The organism is Photobacterium chitinilyticum, assembly GCF_004104355.1.
Taxonomy (GTDB): Bacteria; Pseudomonadota; Gammaproteobacteria; order Enterobacterales; family Vibrionaceae; genus Photobacterium; species Photobacterium chitinilyticum.
Map to the genome: position 1 here is coordinate 688,804 of NZ_RJLM01000001.1, position 19,174 is coordinate 707,977.

Here is a 19,174-nt window from a genome sequence, read left to right on the forward strand (position 1 = left end):
CTTTTTACTTGCGCGACTTAAGCAACTGATGCAAGGTTTTATCCGCCGGTTTAGGGGCGGTTCTGCATTGGGTCCAGGCCCCGAGGTTGCTTGGCATCAGTGCTTTGAGTTTTGTCGCTACAAGCGTTCCGGTGTGATAAAGCGTTGGATGGGTAGCGGCATAGGCGAAGCCCTGCATGGCCAGTTTCTCTGCCTTGTTGGCAGCCGCTTGCTGGCCGTCAATGGCTTCGGTACCTTTATTGGGCGGGTTTTTGGCTTCATGGCGCAGTCGTTGAAGTAGTTCGGGAATAGGTATACGTACCGGGCAAACCTCGCTGCAAGCGCCACATAGGCTGGATGCAGTGACGAGCTCCTTGGTTTTCTCCAGTCCCATCATGTGTGGGGAAATGATCTTGCCGATAGGCCCCGGATAAACTGTTCCGTAGGCATGGCCACCAATCCGGGTATAGACGGGACAATGGTTCATACATGCGCCGCAGCGAATACATTGTAGCGTTTTGCGCATCTCTTCGTCGCGGTAAGCTTGCGAGCGGCCGTTATCGAGCAGAACAAGGTGAACTTCTTCCGGACCGTCCAGTTCACCTTCACGGCGTGGTGAACTTATCATATTGAAGTAGGTTGTGATCGCCTGGCCCGTTGCCGACCGAGTCAGTGCGCTGTAAAGAGGTGGTACATCAGACAGAAACTCGACGACTTTTTCGATACCGGTAATCGCAATATGTACCTTGGGTACTGTGGTACACATCCTGCCGTTGCCTTCATTTTCAACCAGGCATAGTGTCCCCGTTTCGGCGACAGCGAAGTTGACGCCGGACAGGCCAATATCGGCATCATGAAATTTTTGACGTAGTCTGCTGCGACCGGTCTGAATTAATTCATCGACGTCTACGGTCGGAGTGAAATCATCAAGGTTGTGCTCGAAGGTATCGCTCACCTCCTGCTTGTTCTTGTGAATAGCCGGCATGATGATGTGAGAGGGCTTATCACCATCTAGCTGGACAATATACTCACCCATATCACTCTCAAGGCATTCGATACCCAGTTTTTCCATTTCGTGGTTCAGCTCGACCTCTTCGCTGACCATGGATTTCCCTTTGACGATGGTGCTGGCGTTATGGGATTGGGCAATGTCGGCAATAATGCGGTTGGCTTCACCGGCATCTTCGGCCCAGTGCACCTGGATCCCATTGCGCTTGCAGTTTGTTTCGAGCTGTTCGAGCAAATCAGGTAACTTGCTTAGGCAACGTTGACGGATAGCTTCGGACAGATCGCGAATATTTTCTTCTTCATTGCTATTGGCAAATGCAGTCTTACGTTTGTCTCGCAGGTAATCCATCGCCCCGCGGAAGTTTTGTCGCAGCTGTTGATCGGCCAATGCCGTTTTGGCTTGGGGATGGAAGAATTCGGGTCCTTGCGCGTTTTCCTGTTTCATGATTATTTCCCTCCTGTTCTTTCCAGCAGGAAGCTGGCGAGGTGACGGCCGCGCATTGGCTTGCCTTGGTATTCAAGCGCCCCGTTTATATTCAGAAGGCAACCCCAGTCGGCACTGACCAGTTCTTCGGCTTGGGTATTTGAAAGGTGGAGGGTTTTGTCTTCAACCATAGCTTGGCTGATGTTGGGGTGACGAACGGCAAAGGTGCCGCCAAAGCCGCAGCACTCGCTTTCGTAGTCTTGCTCTCGCAGTTTTACATTTTTAAGCTGATTGAGCAGTTGAGTTGCCGTAACATGGACATTCATTTCGCGACGAGCTGCGCAGGAGGTATGCATGACGACAGAGGTTGACTCTCCGTGGTCATTGAGTTTGATACGGCAGACATTCACCAGAAACTCGGTCAGTTCGAAAACGCGGTCACAGAAGCTATCGACTTGCTGCTGTTTTTCATCTCCCTTGAATAGGCGGTGATAGTGGTGGTGCATCATTCCGCCACAGGAACCGGAAAGAACGATGACCGGCCATTGCTCCTCAAATAGCTCCATCTGGCTGAGGGCGACTTGCTTGGCTTCGCTATCATAGCCTGAACTATAGGCTGGCTGGCCGCAGCAGGTTTGTTTCTTTTTAAAAATAACCTCGATTCCCTGCTGTTCCAACAGCGTAATGGCATCAAGACCGGCTTCTGGGTCGAACATGTCGACCAGGCAGGTTGCGTAGAAATAAACTTTCTCCGGCTTGGCAGGGTAGATTCGCATCATGAACTCCTTGAAAGCAGTTAGCTATTCCATCCGGTCCAGCGAGAGATTGCCCTGGGAAGCGTCTCTTTCTCACTGCGCCGAATGAAATAGCTGTATTGCTGGTCGTTAGTGACTTATCCGTGTACTAATTAGCAAGTGAGTTACTTCGTCATCAACGCGTCGGTAATGTGGAAGCCATAGACGATGGCAAGGCCAATCAGTCCGGTAGCGATGAGGTAGTAGAATGTCGGGATGATTGTTTTACGTAGGGTGGCACCCTCGCGACCCAGTAGGCCTACGGTTGCCGAAGCGGCGACCACGTTATGAATTGCAATCATGTTACCTGCCGCAGCGCCGACTGCCTGCAATGCTACAACGGCTGCGCTCGAAATGGTTAGCGTTTGTGCTACTTCAAACTGGAACTGGCTAAACATCATGTTTGATACCGTATTCGAGCCTGCGATGAACGCACCCAGAGCACCGATAGTTGCACTTAGCGCCGGGAAGAATTCACCAACCAGACCTGATGCAAAATTTGCTGTTGTTACCGGCATACTTGCAAGGTCAGAAGCATTGACGCCTGAGTTGATGAAGATGCGTACCATTGGAATGGTGAATACCAATACGAAACCTGCACCGATTAACGTTTTGCTTGATTCTCCAAAGGCTTTCACTAGCGGTGAAACTTGGCGAGATTGAAGTAGTACAGCTAATAGGGCAACAAATACCAAGATCCCACCTGGTAGATATAGGGGTTGAATTGCAGCGCTAACGCCAGCTTCACCGAGGATGTCACCAAAGGACAGGCTGACACTTTTCAGGAAGTTCTTGAAGTCTGCATTTACACGGCTAGCAACAAGTACGACGGCTAATAGAACATATGGTGCCCAAGCAAGAGCCATGTTCATCGGCTTTTTCTCACTGGCAGTCAGATCCATTTTCAATGAGCCCAACCATTCGGAAGGCCACTTATCTTCGCTCTCGAAGTCCCAATGGTTTTTCGGTACCAAAAACTCTTTCTTGGCAGCAGTTACTACGATAGCCAGACCAACCAGACCACCGATTAGAGACGGGAATTCAGGACCGAGGAACACGCCAGTCAGTGCATAAGGAATAGTAAACGCTAGACCGGCAAAGATGGCGAATGGCAGAATTTCTAGACCTTCTTTCCAGCTCTTATTTTTACCAAAGAAACGGGTCAGCATCATTGCCATGAACACTGGGATTAATGTACCGACAGTGGCATGGATAAGAGCAACATTGGTGGTAATTTGCTGAAGGTAAACATCCCAGGTTGAACCGTTTGCAACTAAGCTCTCGGTGATATTGTGCGTATCAAGACCTTTGTTCACACCGACAATGATTGGGGTACCGACGGCACCGAAAGAAACCGGAGTAGATTGGATCATCATACCCATAACAACTGCAGCAAGTGCCGGGAAACCGATAGCAACTAAAAGAGGGGCGGCGATAGCAGCAGGTGTACCGAAACCAGAGGCGCCTTCAATAAATGAACCGAAGCACCAGGCGATGATGATTGCCTGTACACGCCTGTCGGTTGAAATATCGGTAAAGCCACTCCTGATTGTGGCTATAGCGCCAGTGTGCTTAAGGGTGTTAAGCAAGAAAATGGCACCAAAGACAATCCAGAGTACCGCAACGGTAATAGCAAGTCCTTGTAGGGTTGAAGCGAAAACTCGGTTGGCAGACATATCCCAGAAGTAAAGGGCAATGCCGACAGTGAGCAGAAAGGCCACAGGCATAGCTCGTTTAGCTGGCCAGTTAAGGCCGACCAGCAAAACTGCAGCGACCACTATGGGTGAAAAAGCGAGTAACGCAAGTAGGGTATCATTCATGGTAGTACATCCTTCGTACAGCTGTTTCGTTTCAGACCTTCTCAGGTCTTGTTATGGATTGTAGGGTGTTTGTTAATGTCGTGTGACAATAACCCTTTATTTTTTTTTGATATAGGGAAATAATGAAAAAGATTAATTCCAAAAGTTGATAAATGATGGCTAAAACCGATGACTTGATCCTCTTTGCCCAAGTGGTGGAATGTGGGTCATTCAGCAAAGTCGCTGAATTAAATTCCCTTACAAACTCAGTGGTTAGCAAGCGTATCGCAAGGTTAGAAGACGATCTTGGCGTGCAGCTTTTGTACCGGACAACCAGAAAGTTAACCGTTAGTGAAGCGGGGAAAGTACTTTACCTCGGTGCTAAAAATGTGAAGCAGGCAGCATTAGAAGCCGTTGACGCGGTCAGTGGTTACGGTGAAAAAGTCAGTGGGCATGTCAAAATGTCAGTGCCGACTATCTCCGGAGACCTCTTGTTGGCTGATGCCGTGGCCGAATTCTGTACGCTTCATCCCGGTATGACGGTTGATATGTCGCTGAATAATCGTTTTGTTGACTTGGTCGAAGATGGTTATGACTTGGTGATCCGTACTGGTTATCTGGAAGACTCAAGCTTGATTGCGAGGCATATACTCGATTCCCAATGGGTTATATGTGCAGCCCCGGCTTATGTTGCCCGGCTGGGCAGGCCGATGGAGCCAGAGGATTTGGTTGACCATAATTGTCTTCAATATGCCTATCAGACGACAGGTGCAGCGGAGTGGCAGTTTCTCGGTGAGCAGGGGAATTACATTTTGCATGTTAAAGGTAATTTTTCGACCGATAACGCCACGGCACTCCGTAAAGCTGCATTAGGTGGGTATGGCATTGCCTATGTTCCCCGTTGTCTGGTTTACCACGATTTGATTGACGGTAAGTTGCTTGATCTCTTTCCTGACAAGGTAGGAAAGAAGCTTGGGATCTATGCTGTCTACCCGTATACCCGCCAGCCATCGCAGAAGATCCGCTTGCTGATAGATCACATCCGTAATCGTTACTTGTCGATGAGCCAGTTCTTTTAAAGATGTATCTAGTCGCCAGTGATTTTCGCAAATCATGACTAATTGAACAGGATTTGGCTGTAATTCTCTTGTGGCTGCTTTTGGTACCGATCGGTAAAACAGGCTTTCTGGGCGGAGTCGCAATAGACCTTATTGCTTAATGAATACCGACTGGTATCGAAATTCTTCGTGCCCACGTCATTGATCATTTTCATCATCTTGTCTTGTGCTGCCTGTCCGAGAAACTCTTTGGTGAAGGCCATAGAGATACCGTAACTGTCGACGCAGAATCCCGCTTTGTGATCGCAAATGACGCCTTGATCAGGGGAGAATATATGCTCGTCAAGCTTGGTATTAGCTTCAGCAGAATATGTACAACAAATCAGTGTTGCAGTAGCGAGTAATTTCATGGTCACAAGTTAGCTCCTTATATCTGTCCTCTCTAAGTTTAGGACTACGTCATAAGGGGTTTGTTCAATATCAGAGAAAACAGAATTGAAAGCAGTGGATATACTTTCAGTAATTATTTATATGAAGGTTGAATCATGAATTGGTATTTCCATGTCCTGAAAAATTATGCCGTGTTTAGGGGAAGGGCACGCAGGCAAGAATATTGGTACTTCTTCCTCATCAACATCATTATCAGTATTGCTCTTGCCTTTATCGATAATGCGATGGGGAATCCAGGTGCGGGTGAGGGAGCCGGCGTTCTGGGTACGTTTTATTCTTTGGCTATCCTTATTCCAAGCATTGCAGTAGGAGTACGACGTCTGCATGATACAGGGCGCAATGGCTGGTGGATGTTGCTTGGTTTGATCCCGCTGATCGGTGCGTTGGTACTGATTTATTTCTTTGCTCAGGACAGCCATCCCGGCAGCAATGAATACGGATTAAACCCTAAGGATATTGACTCTGATTCCGTTGGGCAGTTTAAGGTATGAGCACTTTGTTGTGGCATCAACAGTCGATTGGCTTTCATAGATCCCCAAGGGAGACTTGTCTGGAGTGCAGAGTTTTGCTGTTAGTGTCCCATTACTATAGATAGTCACTAGTGCTTTTAATTGGCAGATTCCAGCGTCAAGAAGCAGATGCTTTCTGACCAGGAATATAAAAGCGCAGTCGGCTTATGCCGTGATAATGCTTAACTTTTATTTCTAGTTCACTTATATAAGCTTTTAGTCTTTTTTGTACTCATATTTGGTATTATTCTTCACTGGGGTGGTTCTATTATCCAATCAAAAAAGTATATGTTGTAGCACTGAACGTAATTAAGTGATGTAGGGGGAAGGCTCGGATTTATCAGGTTTTAATTATTGCTTGTAATTCAGTTGTTTATATCTAGTCATTCTTAATAATGAGAACTGAGAATAGATAGTTAGCATCTATTTTTATTCTATCTGAGCAAATGACTAGTTTATTCAGTGCGTTGTAAAAAATCGCCCCTAATATAGAACATCATCAGATGGTTCAATTACATCTACAATTAGTCTGAACAAAGCTAACCTATTTACTTCCATATTATTGTGTTTGGAGGAGGAGTGGTTTTTTCTGAAAAAGTAGATTAATGGCAAGGAGTTAAATGGCGTCGCTTTGTTATTTTAGTTGGCCATATAAATATCAAAGATATCACTAGAGGTTCGTGGAGAATCGTGATGAAAATGAATAAGGTAGCATTGTCAGTGCTGACGGTATGTATTGGTTTTTCTGGTTTTGCCGTCGCATCAGATGATGAATATGACTCATATGACTACTCGTCATATGAAAGTGACAGCTATACGAACACCGATACTGATAATGATAGTGGTGATGAATACAACTCTTATGATGGATCTGTTGAAGACTCTTCTGATGATTCCTATAAAGATGAAGACGATGCAGGCGATGATAATACAGAGTATGACACCAAGGATGAACATTCTGACTACAAGCAGAAAGAGCATTCTGGTGATGAAGATGACGCAGACAGTAAACAGCGCTTAGCCCTGAATTTGGTAGGTAAGGGTGAAATGTACGAAATGGATGTTCCCGACATTGATGGAGACGAGCAGCCAGATCCTGCATTTTGTTTTGATGTCGATTTGAAAGAAATCGCGACGGGTGAGCTTGTGGGTACGGCAACAGATTGTTTGTCCAACATTGATAACGGTCCAAACGGGGGGCTTCAACTTGTTGGGACTACTTTCTTTAATTTCCCCAATGGCCAAATTGTGACCCGTGGTAACACAACGGTCCAACAAGCAAACGAGCCGATAGTGACACCGGATGGTGAGAAAATAACACACATTACAGGTGCATCCAGTGACGAGAACGCGGTGATCAAAACGTCAGGTGACTTCGCCTGGTACCAAGGTACCGTTAGGTTGTCGGGAATGGTGAACTTAACTGATTTCGGTGGGGGAGTTGGAGAACCTATTTTCTTTGATTGCCTATTTGTCCTTAACTTGGAAAAGATAGAGTTCAAGCGTCCGTATTGGTATGACTGGTACAAAGAACGTTACGGAAGAGATTACAACTGGAAGCATCATAGTCACCGTCATTATGACTCATCGGATGACAGCGATTCATCGGACGATTATGAGAAAGATGAGGATGATAGCTCAGACAAACATAAAGGTTATGGTTCTCACTCTGGCTACTGGCGCTAATCGCTAGCATTTATTGGTGGAACTGTGTTTAAAAAAGCCTAAAGCAATTTGCTTTAGGCTTTTATCAAACAATTACTAGTACTTAGAACGACAATTTTCCACTTTTTAGTTACTATCGTTCCACGATTTATTCTGGTGATATTGATATGAAAATTTCTGTTGATGGTGGCTCCTTCAAGGTCGCGGTTGAAACTGAATTTGAAGGGCTAGTGGACGAGGCATCGGTTATCTACAACGAGGCTCTTAAACAGACGAAATCCAACGATAAAACGATTTTACGCTTCTTGCAGACTATCCTTGAACACCGTGATAGCGATGATGCAATCGGTTATGCCGTACTTGGCTTGCTGGGATGGTATAACGCGACAATCAATCAGGTAGAAGATGAAGATATTGAACTGGCCTTACCGAAAATCCTGCCTCACCTTATAAACCCTGCAGGTGATTTAACTGCGTTCAGTGCCAGTGAAAAGGATACGTTTTTGCACTAAGTGGTAATGAACTCGCCACCATTGCTGTACGACTGGAGCACAGCAATGGTGTCTATTGAAAATATTTTCTATGTTTATGCTTTCGAAAACTTATAGGTTCGATACCCGCCAATTAAGTTACGTGCCTTATAACCGTTGTTGACGAGCTGGCGATAGGCGACGTTACCGCGTAACCCAACTTGGCAAATCACAATGATTTCTTTGTCTTTAGGCAGCTCATGCATGCGATGACGCAGACTGTCGACCGGAATGTTTATTGAGCCTTTGATGTAACCAACATTCTCAAGTTCAGCTGGGTTGCGTACATCTAACAGTAATTGGTTATCAGATAATTCATCAATCTCATCAAAGTGGATTGGCGTTGCGTCACCCTTGATGATGTTGTTTGCGACAAATGCAGCTTGGTTGATCACATCTTTCGCACTGCCATACGGAGGCGCGTAAGTCAGCTCAAGGTGCTGAAGTTGCTCTACGGTCATGCCTGCACGTTGGGCAACGGCCATGACATCGATGCGTTTATCTACGCCATCTTTACCAACAGCCTGCGCACCAAGGATCTTGCCTGTTTCTGGATCGAACAGCATTTTGAACGATACGATCTCAGCTCCAGGGTAGTAGCTTGCGTGGCTTGCGGTATGAACGTAAACCTTCTCAAAGCGGATGCCTTCACGCTTGAGTGTCTTTTCATTTTTACCGGTTGAGGCAACGGCCAGATCGAAGATCTTACAAATTGCGGTTCCTTGTGTGCCCTGATAGGTTTCGTTGCGACCAAGCATGTTGTCGGCCGCCATACGCCCTTGGCGGTTTGCCGGACCTGCAAGCGGAACCAGAGTTGGGTTGCCGGTCACGAAATCGGCTTCTTCTATGGCATCACCCACCGCGTAAATCGAGGGATCGCTGGTTTGCATTGATTCGTTGGTATAGATACCGCCTAGTTCACCAATCTTTAATCCCGCTTCAGAAGCTAATGTGGTTTCAGGGCGTACGCCGATGGCCATGATTAAGATGTCGGTGTTGAATGACTCGCCATTATTCAGGTTAAGCGTAAGCTCACCACATAGGTGCTGATGTTCGGCGCTCTCACCTGCATCCTCGTTGGCGACAGAATCGCTAGGGATGTATTCGACAGATTCAAGAGCGACACCTAAGCGAAGATCAATGCCTTTATCGCGGATTTCTTGATGCGCAAATCCTGCCATTTCTCTATCAACTGGCGTCATTACCTGATCGGCCATTTCAATTAGCGATGTTTTGATGCCTAACTGGTGAAATGCTTCCATCATTTCCAGGCCAATAAATCCGCCACCAACGACCGTTGCGTGTTCAGGCTTATTCATTTCGATCGTTTTAAGGATCTTATCCATGTCTGGAATGTTACGTAGGGAGTGGGTAAGCGGGTTATCAATACCTGGAATTGGCGGAACGATAGGTGCGGCACCGGGGCTTAATAGTAGAAAGTCGTAAGCTTCAACATACTCACTGTTATCAAGGGTATTGCGGACAGTTACCGTTTTTTCAGAACGATTAATGCCAACTACCTCGTTCATTACCCGAACATCAACATTAAAGCGGGCTAGGAAACTTTCTGGAGTCTGAAGCAGCAGTTTGCTTCGATCTTTGATGTCGCCGCCTATGTGGTAAGGCAAGCCGCAGTTTGCAAACGACACAAAGTTGCCTCGTTCAAACATGATGATCTGTGCATCTTCGCTGAGACGACGAGCGCGTGCAGCTGCTGACGCGCCGCCAGCCACGCCACCGACGATGAGGATTTTGGTCATTACACTCTCCTGTAAGAATTGATAATGCTGGAAATAGCGCTGGGCTGGAAAAGTGACAATTTGCCTTGTGCTTTAGCAATAGATATCACTATAAAACCATTAATTAGCAAAGTCTAATTTAATTTTATCTAATTTACTCTTGACTAAAAATCATACTTTAGTAATCTCTAATTTAAAGAGCGCTTTTTAATTGTATAAAGCGAAACAGGAGGAGAGTGTGATGGAGTTTGAAATTCCGTGGGATGCTTTGTTCGGAGGGGTGCTGTTAGGTCTGTCCGCAAGCCTGTTGTTGTTGTTAAACGGTAGAATTGCCGGGATCAGCGGTATTGTTTCAGGCCTGCTGAAGCCAGAAAATGGTGAAGTGTTATGGCGAGTCTTGTTTGTTATCGGCATGGTTTTTAGCGCACTGTTGGCTCCCAAGTTGGGTTTTGAATTACCCCAGTCACTACCTGTCTCTTCTTTCTTTTGGGTGGGAATCGCAGGGCTATTGGTCGGGATAGGGACGAAAATCGGTAACGGGTGTACCAGCGGACACGGCATTTGTGGAATGGGGCGTTTGTCAGGACGCTCGATTGTTGCCACATGCGTATTTATGGCCGTGGCTGTTGCAACCGTGTTTGTCCGTTTGCATTTGCTCTAATTCACCTTTACTCGGAGATTGATAATGAAAAACTTGTCACAGGTAGTTACCTCACAGTTAATAGCACTCGTGTCCGGAACCTTGTTTGGTTTGGGGATGATGATTTCGGGTATGGTCGACCCGAACCGGGTTCTTGGTTTTTTAGATATTACCGGCGCATGGGATCCGAGTTTGATGTTTGTGATGGGCGGGGCACTGGCAGTATTTATGCCCATCTATTTATTGGTGATAAAAAAACGTACTGCTCCTGTGTGTAGCGAACGCTTCAGGTTGTCCAATAATCATATGATTGATAAGAAGCTGGTGGGTGGAGCTGTATTGTTCGGTTTAGGCTGGGGGATTGCGGGGATATGTCCGGGGCCTGCTGTCACATCAATATCAGGGCTGAATCCGTCGATGCTGGTGTTTATCGCTGCAATGCTGTTGGGTATGGTGATTGCTAATTTAGCGGTCAATAAGTACGGAAAGACTAAGCCAGAAAAGGTTGGAGTCACCGCACGAAGCTAAGACGGTATAGAAGCCAGTGAAAGGGCACAATTAAGTGCCCCTTAAATTAACAAACTAACTCGATTACTCTTGATTGAACCACTGCAATGATTCGCTCAATGTCGTCACGCTGCCGATAACAATCAAAGCAGGGCTTTGGGCGCTTTTTGCTACTACTGGTAGGTTAGCCAAACTACTTGTGAGTACCCGTTGCTCCTTGCGAGTGCCGTTTTCGATAATGGCACAAGGGGTGTCTGCGGCTAAACCGTGTGTGATGAGCTTGTCGCTAATGTAACCACTTTGCTTTAACCCCATATAGAACACCAGTGTATTGTTTGACTGTGCCAATGAGGGCCACTTAATTTCCCGGCCATCTTTTTGCACATGGCCGGTAATAAATTGAACACTTTGTGCATGATCACGGTGAGTGAGCGGGATCCCTGCATAGGCAGTGGCTCCTGCGGCAGCTGTAATACCCGGTACAACCTCATATTTGATGCCATAATTGGCCAGCTCTTCCAGCTCTTCACCACCACGCCCGAAAATAAACGAGTCACCGCCTTTTAGCCTAACGACATGTTTTCCGACCTGCGCTTTATCGACCAGAATCTGATTAATCTGATCTTGCGGTACACAGTGGAAGTCGAGCTGTTTACCAACATAAATCATTTCTGTCTCAGGGCTTGCCAATGCCAGAATTTCTGGCGATACCAACCTGTCATAGACCACGACATCAGCTTGTTGTATTACGCGGTGGCCTTTGACTGTAAGCAGATCGGGATCCCCCGGACCTGCACCAACAAGAGAAACAAAGCCGCGGTTTAATGATGTGTGATTGGTGGTCATAGCAACGCCTATTTGTTCAAATTTGGCCCCGAGCTTTTTGCACAGAGGCCAGACAAGATGGTTATTTAGTGCTTAGTGCTGGTTCAGCATAAATTTCAGCATCGTTTTCAACGTCAATTGCAGGAGCCGTTTTTGTGTGAGTCAGGTACAGAGGAACACACGTAAATAGAAGACCACCAACTAAGTTCCCCAGAACTGTTGGGATAAGGTTCCAATTCAACCAAGTCGCGATACTGAAATCAGCACCTAACATCATTCCTAATGGGAATAGGAACATGTTGACGACTGCGTGCTCAAACACTAGTGCGAAGAAGATAAAGATTGGTAGCCACATCGCTGCAATTTTGCCTGCTACAGAACGCGCTGTCATGTTACCAATAACACCCAGACAAACCATCAAGTTACAAAGAATGCCTTTAACGAACACTGTGATCCAACCATTCATACCATGTTCCGCGTAACCCACAGTACGTGCTGTTGCCGCGCCAATGAATTTTTGGCCTACTGCACCTGCTTCTACACTGAAGTTCATTGTGAATGTGAGAGCAATAAGGAAAGCAACAAGTAGAGAGCCGAGAAGGTTGCCTAGACCAACATAACCCCAACAGCGCAGGATACTGCTCCAAGTTATGCCTTTGCGGCTTTCAAATTTAGCCAGCGGCGCCAGCCCGAAAACACCGGTAAGCAGGTCGTAACCCATCAGGCTTAGAATACAGAAACCAACAGGGAAGACTAAAGCACCGACAATGCCAACACCTGTTTGTACAATAGCTGTAATCGCAACAACAACGGCTAGAGAAAGAATAATACCTGCCATCGTGCCGCGTAAGATCAGGTCACGTGTAGATGTTCGCACTTTTGCTTCACCAGTGTCGATCATCGTCTGAACGAATTCAGCAGGTTTGTTGTAAGACATAATAATCCTTATTACACAAAGTTTATAAATTAAAAGTTAAGATTGAATAGACAAAGGCTCCCTGTACCTCACCTTCTCTCCGTAAAAATTAGTTCGGAGCAAGAAGCCTTTTAGCTATTAAATCTCGGCGTATGCCACTTTAAGGGTCACACCTTAGGCAGCAATTTCTACCTTGCTGTCAGTAACACGAGTTTTGAACGCTTTGATATTGAAACGCTCATCCTCCATGCATACGCCAGTGACCAGATTGAAGCGCTGCTTTTTTAGCGGACTGGCTACCCAAAGCTCACCTTGGTGCTCACAAATTAGGCCGCGTGATAACACGTTAGAGCGGGCAAATGGGTCCATGTTGCTGATGGCAAAGACTTGCTCTGCTTCGCTTGGGCGGAAAATCGCTACTTGCTGACCTTGGATAAGTGCACAAACGCCAGTACCCGGGGCGATGTCGGTGATATTGCAAACTTGTTCAAAAGCCATGATTAGTTCTCCAGTTCCACGTGCAGGATGTCGCCTTTAGCCTCAGGATGCTTCTCGGTGAACGTTGCCGGACGATGCTGGTCACGCTCCTGAATAAACACAACGTTATCATCACGCATATCTGAGTTGATGAAGTGAGCGAAGCGGGTCAGTTGGGATTCGTCTTCAATCGTGTCTTTCCATTCACAGCGGAATTCATCAACCAGACGTGCAACATCGGCTTCCAGCTGAGCATTGATGCCAAGTTTGTCCTCGACAATAACTTCACGCAGGTAGTCCACACCGCCTTCCAAGTTATCCATCCATACTGATGTGCGCTGAAGTGGTGCAGCAGTGCGGATGTAGAACATCATGAAACGGTCGATGTATTTGATTAGCGTCTCCTGATCCAGATCGGTGGCCAGAAGATCAGCGTGGCGAGGTTTCATACCGCCGTTACCACATACATACATGTTCCAGCCTGCATCGGTGGCGATAATGCCAAGGTCTTTCCCCTGAGCTTCCGCACATTCACGGGTACAGCCCGATACGCCGAATTTCATTTTGTGCGGCGTACGGATGCCTTTGTAACGGTTTTCGATATATGAACCCAGCCCCACAGAGTCTTGCACGCCGTAACGACACCAGGTCGAGCCGACACAGGTTTTGGCCATGCGCAGGGCTTTAGCGTAGGCTTGGCCAGTTTCAAAGCCAGCATTGATGAGCTTGCGCCAGATCTCAGGCAGGTCATCTTTCTGGGCGCCGAACAAGCCGATACGCTGGGCACCTGTTACCTTGGTGTACAGGTTGTATTCCGCAGCTACATTGGCCAGTTTTGCCAGTGCTTGTGGTGTCACTTCACCACCGGCCATACGTGGAATGACCGAGTAGGTACCGTCTTTCTGGATGTTGCCTAGGAAGTTATCGTTGGTATCGTGCAGTTTGACCAACTGTGGCTTGAGGATGTGCTCTCCCCAGCAAGAGGCGAGAATCGAGCCAACTAAAGGCTTACAGACTTCACAACCGTAGCCTTTTCCGTATTTTTCAAGCAGCTCATCGAATGTTTTGATCTCTTCGATACGGATGAGATGGAACAGCTCCTGACGAGAGTAGGCAAAGTGTTCGCAGACATCGTTTTTCACTTCGATACCTGTTTTTGCCAGTTCTGCATTGAGTACAGACGTGACCAGAGGAATACATCCACCACAGCCAGTACCTGCACCGGTGACGGCTTTGATGTCTGCCAGTGTATGGTGACCATCAGCGACAGCCTGTGCAATCTTGCCTTTGGTGACGTCGAAGCAAGAACAAATCACAGCACTTTCAGGTAAAGCATCTGGGCCGAGAGCCGGTTTTTCAGCGCCAGCATGGGCCGGAAGGATCAGAGTATCAGGGTGTTCAGGCAGGTCGATTTCGTTCAGCATCAGCTGAAGTAGATCGCCATAGTCAGATGTATCGCCAACTAACACTGCACCCAGTAGTTTTTTACCGTCCTCAGAGACGATAATGCGCTTATATACTTCTTCGTTTTCGTCGAGATAGACATAGCTCTTGCAGTTAGGCGTGCGACCGTTGGCATCACCAATGCTGCCTACTTTGACGCCCAGTAGTTTGAGCTTGGCGCTCATGTCGGCACCTTCAAAGGTGTTGTCACCGCCAATCAGGTGGCTTACAGCGACCTGAGCCATTTTGTAGCCAGGGGCAACAAGGCCATAGAACGTCTCGTTCCATGAAGCACATTCGCCTATCGCATAAACGTCTTCATCAGAGGTTATGCAATGATCATTTATGGCGATCCCGCCTCGGCGGCCAGTAGCCAGGCCGCATTGCATAGCTAGCTTATCCTGCGGGCGGATACCGGTAGAAAAAACAATGAAATCAACTTCTAGCGAGGTACCGTCTGCAAAGTGCATGGTGTTACGACCATCGGTGCCTTCCGCTACGATTTCTTTGGTGTTTTTGCCAGTGTGAACGTTAACGCCGAGCTTTTCGATTTTCTTTCGAAGTTGTTCACCGCCTTGCGGGTCAAGCTGTTCGGCCATTAGTACAGGCGCAAATTCAACAACGTGTGTTTCTACACCGAGGGCTTTAAGGGCGCCGGCAGCTTCAAGGCCAAGTAAACCACCGCCGACAACCACGCCGCTTTTACTGCGTTTCGCCGTTGCCTCGATGGTTTTTAGATCTTCTATAGTACGGTATACGAAGCAGTCCTTGCCTTCATTGCCTTTAATGGGTGGAACCCAAGGATATGAGCCGGTAGCCATGATGAGCTTGTCATACTGAATTTCACGGCCTGTTTTGGAGTGGATGATTTTTTGAGCGCGGTTGATAGTGATTGCACGTTCACCGAGAAGAACCTTGATGCCGTGTTTTTCGTAGAAGCCTTCTTTGACTAAAGAAAGTTCGTCAGCAGTATGGTGGGAGAAGTATGAAGACAGGTGGACCCTGTCATAGGCTATTCTTGGTTCCTCACAGAAAACAGTTACTTCATAGTTTTCCATGTCTGCTTTATCGACTAATTCTTCGATATAGCGATGGCCGACCATACCGTTACCGATAATCGCCACTCTGACTTTGCTCATAAGATCCTCTTAACAACAGGCGTTAAATCTGCGGCAATAGTAATAAGACAGGTTGTGAATAAATATGACGTAAATCAACTACACTATCAAATACCTCTAAAGTGGTATTTCTCTGTATATCAATAACTTATGGTTGAGTTGTGATTTTTGCGTGATATTAAATGAAGGAATATTACGAATAAATGCGATCGTTTGATTGGTTGCAAATGCAATGGGTTGTTTATTGTGTGTGTTTGTCTTGGGGGGGCTGATTATTATGATGGTATTCAGTTTGATGACGGGAGCCTTCTTGGAGCACCGTTATCTGGCAGGGATTAGCTCTTAATATTTCTGTGTAAATCCAGCTATCAAATATGAGATCAAAGATTCCAGATATGGTTGTTGTGATTTATCTGCTAGAACTTTAAGTTGCTAAATGACCGAACAAAAACAGGATAATTAATGGATGATTATCCTTACTAGCAGGGAAATATCGTTTTTTGGAGTACGATAAATGAAACTTAATTTAGCAGGGCTGCCACATTCAGCCGTAAACTGCTTATCGCAGGTGTTAAGCTCTGCGAAAACCACTCACCAATATTCTGCCAGCTCTCCTGCCTTTGCCTCTCAGTATTACGGCTTTTTTGCCTTTTTCCGATTTAGCTTTTTTAGCTATTAATTCTTGTCTGTCCTTTGAGGACGATCTTTCTTCATAGACTGTTTTTTTACTATTTTTGCTGCTGACCACAGCTGATACTGAGTTAGATCGCTTTATAGACAAATGCTCCATTTCTGTTTGCGGACCAAGCCCAAGGTGAAGCCGAGAAGCAGATTAAAATCTATTTTTTCAGAGATAATTGTTTTGAATTTGAAGTTATTAGGAAGTGCGCTGATCGTTGCGGGTACAGCGCTGGGTGCGGGAATGCTGGCAATTCCGATGGTATTGGCACAATTCGGGCTGCTATGGGGCACTTTAATGATGCTCTTCATTTGGTCGGGAACGACTTATGCGGCCTTGTTGTTGTTAGAAGCCAGTATTAAAGCCGGTGGTGGTCTGGGAATGAATACCATTGCCCGTAAAACACTGGGGAAAGGCGGTCAGGTAGTTACAAACGGCCTTTTATATGCCTTGCTTGTTTGTCTGTTGATGGCTTACATCATCGGTGCTGGTGATTTGGTTAAGAAAATGCTGAGTGGCCTAGGTATTGAGTTGACCATGATGCAGTGTCAAATCGCCTTTGCCCTTATTGCCGGTATTGTCGTTTCGGCAGGTACTGCTGCGGTGGATAAGCTAAATCGAGCGCTATTTGCCATTATGGTTGTAATGCTGGGTTTGACATTGGTATCCCTGGTACCGACTATCTCTGTCGATAACCTGTTAGAGGCATCCAGTGATAGTAAGCTCGATCTGATCAAAACAAGTTCTGTTCTGTTTACAAGTTTCGGTTTTGTTGTTGTCATTCCTTCACTGGTGACTTACAACGAGGGCGTAACGCATAAGCAGCTACGTAATATGATTATCGGTGGTTCATGCATTCCTTTGGTTTGTTATCTTCTGTGGCTATATGCTGCGATGGGTAACTTATCATCTGAGCAAATGGTGACGTTTGCCAATGTTTCTGAATTGATTGCTGCGCTGGGGGCGAACCACAGCATGATCAACGTTGTACTATCAGTCTTTACTGGCCTTGCCCTACTGACTTCGTTTTTGGGAGTCGCGATGGCGCTATTTGACCAAAATGCCGATGCCTTTAAACAAAATCGTGCCGTAACATATGTGCTGACGTTTATTTTTCCATTGATGGGAGCGTTATGGGCTGCTGATCAATTCCTGTCTGTTCTGGGATACGCCGGTATTATATTGGTTTTCCTCGCTATTTTTGTTCCGATGGCAATGACCATCAAGGTACGTAAGCAGCAGGATAATCAGGATTCTGTCCAAGGAGCTGGTGCTGAGTGCTATCAGGTAGGCGGTGGCCAACTTGCATTGGCGATGAGCTTTTTGTTCGGTTGCTTTCTGCTGGCTGCAGAGTTGGTTTAATCAGGCTAACTTGAATATGAGCAGTTTACAGCTGTAAGGCTGTTTACCGGCGATAATTCATTCAGCAGAGACTAATTCTGTCGACGACAAAAGGGCGTTTACCTGAGGGGTAAACGCCTTTTTCTTTTCCAGAGATAATTGTTGAACTTGAAAGGAGCATTATTGTTTGACCGAACGCTAGTGCTCTGAGCTGATAAACTTTGATTGACCGAACAAAGATATCTCCAGCTTCCCTTTGGAGTAAAACAAGGGAATAGGGGGGGGAAGCCGTACTCATTCAACAGGTTGATCATACAAATTTTCTTTGTGTTCGGCTATAGAACCACGGTATTCATGGTTATCAGTATCTGATTTGAAGTGTAAACTAGATAATACACATGATTGAAAAGTAGGCAGTTTGCTGTAGTCTCGTTGGTTACATCCGTCTTGGTTTTCAGGAAAAGGAAGAGTTGATGTTTTGGAATGATGCAGCGCGGGTGACTCGGCAAGCACTTGTTGATGGTTACTTGATGCCGATAACAACAGAGGCCGAGGTGATGACGGAGCAGAATGTGAGTTACCTCGGCTATATCGTTACCGCCAATGCCAGTAAAAAACCGATAGCAGAGACGCCTCAAGCGAATCCGTTTCTTCCCTACGAGCCGTCGATGTATGTCGGCGAGGCCGGAGAGAGGCATGTCTGCCTGCTTAACAAATTTCCTGTATTGTCTCCTCACCTGCTGATCTGCTCAAAGACCTTTGTTTCGCAGTCGTCCAGATTGTGTAAAGTTGACTTTGATGCCTGGTTGCTTGGTTTCGACGATAGCAACGTACTTGGTTTTTATAATAGTGGTCCGCTTGCCGGGGCCAGTCAGCCGCATCGTCATATGCAGGTAGTAAAAGCTGAGATCCCATTGGAGTCGGTGATCAACTCAGGCTCGTTGCCGTTTAGGCATTGTCTTTCTTTATTTTCAGAATTGAAGAGTGCCGATCTGTATCAGTGCTATCTTAATGCGCTAGATTCATTGGCGTTGGATGATGGTGAGGGCGAGTGTCTCCCATACAATATCTTACTTACAGCGCGGTGGATGCTGGTGGTACCGAGAACAGTCAATAATATTGAGGGCGTATTTGCCAATGCGCTTAACTACAGCGGTCGATTTTTGGTAAAACGGCCTGAGCAACTCAGGTGGTTGCGACAGTACGGTATTATGCGTTATCTCACGGAGTGTAGCGTAAAAAAATAACCCCGATGATTTACATCATCGGGGTT

The 19,174-nt window shown here is 46.5% G+C and carries 17 protein-coding genes; 8 read left to right on the forward strand and 9 right to left on the reverse strand.

Features of this window, described 5'->3' with window-relative positions:
- Positions 1-4 precede the first annotated feature (4 nt).
- From EDI28_RS02935 to EDI28_RS02945, 3 genes are all read right to left on the reverse strand, one after another.
- Positions 5-1,432 (reverse strand): LutB/LldF family L-lactate oxidation iron-sulfur protein, encoded by a 1,428-nt coding sequence (locus EDI28_RS02935; RefSeq protein ID WP_128782330.1) that lies wholly within the window; start codon positions 1,430-1,432, stop codon positions 5-7.
- A gap of 2 nt (positions 1,433-1,434) precedes the next feature.
- Complete coding sequence (locus EDI28_RS02940) at positions 1,435-2,187, reverse strand: (Fe-S)-binding protein (RefSeq protein ID WP_128782968.1); 753 nt, start codon at positions 2,185-2,187, stop codon at positions 1,435-1,437.
- Between the two features lie 143 nt (positions 2,188-2,330).
- Complete coding sequence (locus EDI28_RS02945; RefSeq protein ID WP_128782331.1) at positions 2,331-4,025, reverse strand: L-lactate permease; 1,695 nt, start codon at positions 4,023-4,025, stop codon at positions 2,331-2,333.
- A gap of 155 nt (positions 4,026-4,180) precedes the next feature.
- Between EDI28_RS02945 and EDI28_RS02950 the strand changes: the two genes are divergently transcribed.
- On the forward strand, positions 4,181-5,083 hold the full coding sequence (locus EDI28_RS02950) for a LysR family transcriptional regulator (protein ID WP_128782969.1): 903 nt from the start codon (positions 4,181-4,183) through the stop codon (positions 5,081-5,083).
- Between the two features lie 38 nt (positions 5,084-5,121).
- On the opposite strand, the gene EDI28_RS02955 is transcribed toward EDI28_RS02950, so the two are convergent.
- Complete coding sequence (locus tag EDI28_RS02955; RefSeq protein WP_128782970.1) at positions 5,122-5,472, reverse strand: YcgJ family protein; 351 nt, start codon at positions 5,470-5,472, stop codon at positions 5,122-5,124.
- A 135-nt stretch (positions 5,473-5,607) separates the two neighbouring features.
- Here EDI28_RS02955 and EDI28_RS02960 point away from each other — a divergent pair, with 135 nt between their 5' ends.
- From EDI28_RS02960 to EDI28_RS02970, 3 genes are all read left to right on the forward strand, one after another.
- Complete coding sequence (locus tag EDI28_RS02960) at positions 5,608-6,003, forward strand: DUF805 domain-containing protein (protein ID WP_128782332.1); 396 nt, start codon at positions 5,608-5,610, stop codon at positions 6,001-6,003.
- A gap of 711 nt (positions 6,004-6,714) precedes the next feature.
- Positions 6,715-7,707, forward strand: a complete 993-nt coding sequence (locus EDI28_RS02965; RefSeq protein WP_128782333.1) for a hypothetical protein — start codon at positions 6,715-6,717, stop codon at positions 7,705-7,707.
- Between the two features lie 146 nt (positions 7,708-7,853).
- Positions 7,854-8,198 carry a hypothetical protein gene (locus EDI28_RS02970; protein ID WP_128782334.1) on the forward strand — a complete coding sequence of 115 codons (345 nt, stop codon included), beginning with the start codon at positions 7,854-7,856 and terminating at the stop codon, positions 8,196-8,198.
- 74 nt (positions 8,199-8,272) lie between these two features.
- Here EDI28_RS02970 and EDI28_RS02975 read toward each other — a convergent pair whose 3' ends face one another.
- Entirely contained in the window at positions 8,273-9,976 is a 1,704-nt protein-coding gene (locus tag EDI28_RS02975) for an FAD-dependent oxidoreductase (RefSeq protein WP_128782335.1), read from the reverse strand.
- Between the two features lie 220 nt (positions 9,977-10,196).
- Between EDI28_RS02975 and EDI28_RS02980 the strand changes: the two genes are divergently transcribed.
- Positions 10,197-10,616 (forward strand): YeeE/YedE family protein, encoded by a 420-nt coding sequence (locus EDI28_RS02980; protein WP_128782336.1) that lies wholly within the window; start codon positions 10,197-10,199, stop codon positions 10,614-10,616.
- Between the two features lie 24 nt (positions 10,617-10,640).
- Positions 10,641-11,123: a YeeE/YedE family protein gene (locus tag EDI28_RS02985; protein WP_128782337.1), complete on the forward strand. Its 483-nt coding sequence runs from the start codon at positions 10,641-10,643 to the stop codon at positions 11,121-11,123.
- 63 nt (positions 11,124-11,186) lie between these two features.
- Here the strand turns inward: EDI28_RS02985 and cobA are convergent, their stop codons facing one another.
- From cobA to nirB, 4 genes are all read right to left on the reverse strand, one after another.
- Positions 11,187-11,948 carry a uroporphyrinogen-III C-methyltransferase gene (gene cobA, locus EDI28_RS02990; protein WP_128782338.1) on the reverse strand — a complete coding sequence of 254 codons (762 nt, stop codon included), beginning with the start codon at positions 11,946-11,948 and terminating at the stop codon, positions 11,187-11,189.
- A gap of 61 nt (positions 11,949-12,009) precedes the next feature.
- Positions 12,010-12,864, reverse strand: a complete 855-nt coding sequence (locus EDI28_RS02995; RefSeq protein ID WP_128782339.1) for a formate/nitrite transporter family protein — start codon at positions 12,862-12,864, stop codon at positions 12,010-12,012.
- A 153-nt stretch (positions 12,865-13,017) separates the two neighbouring features.
- Positions 13,018-13,341, reverse strand: a complete 324-nt coding sequence (gene nirD, locus EDI28_RS03000; RefSeq protein WP_128782340.1) for a nitrite reductase small subunit NirD — start codon at positions 13,339-13,341, stop codon at positions 13,018-13,020.
- A gap of 2 nt (positions 13,342-13,343) precedes the next feature.
- Positions 13,344-15,902 carry a nitrite reductase large subunit NirB gene (nirB, locus tag EDI28_RS03005; RefSeq protein WP_128782341.1) on the reverse strand — a complete coding sequence of 853 codons (2,559 nt, stop codon included), beginning with the start codon at positions 15,900-15,902 and terminating at the stop codon, positions 13,344-13,346.
- 841 nt (positions 15,903-16,743) lie between these two features.
- Between nirB and EDI28_RS03010 the strand changes: the two genes are divergently transcribed.
- On the forward strand, positions 16,744-17,922 hold the full coding sequence (locus tag EDI28_RS03010) for an amino acid permease (protein ID WP_128782342.1): 1,179 nt from the start codon (positions 16,744-16,746) through the stop codon (positions 17,920-17,922).
- Between the two features lie 452 nt (positions 17,923-18,374).
- Complete coding sequence (locus EDI28_RS03015; protein ID WP_128782343.1) at positions 18,375-19,148, forward strand: ATP adenylyltransferase family protein; 774 nt, start codon at positions 18,375-18,377, stop codon at positions 19,146-19,148.
- Positions 19,149-19,174 lie beyond the last annotated feature (26 nt).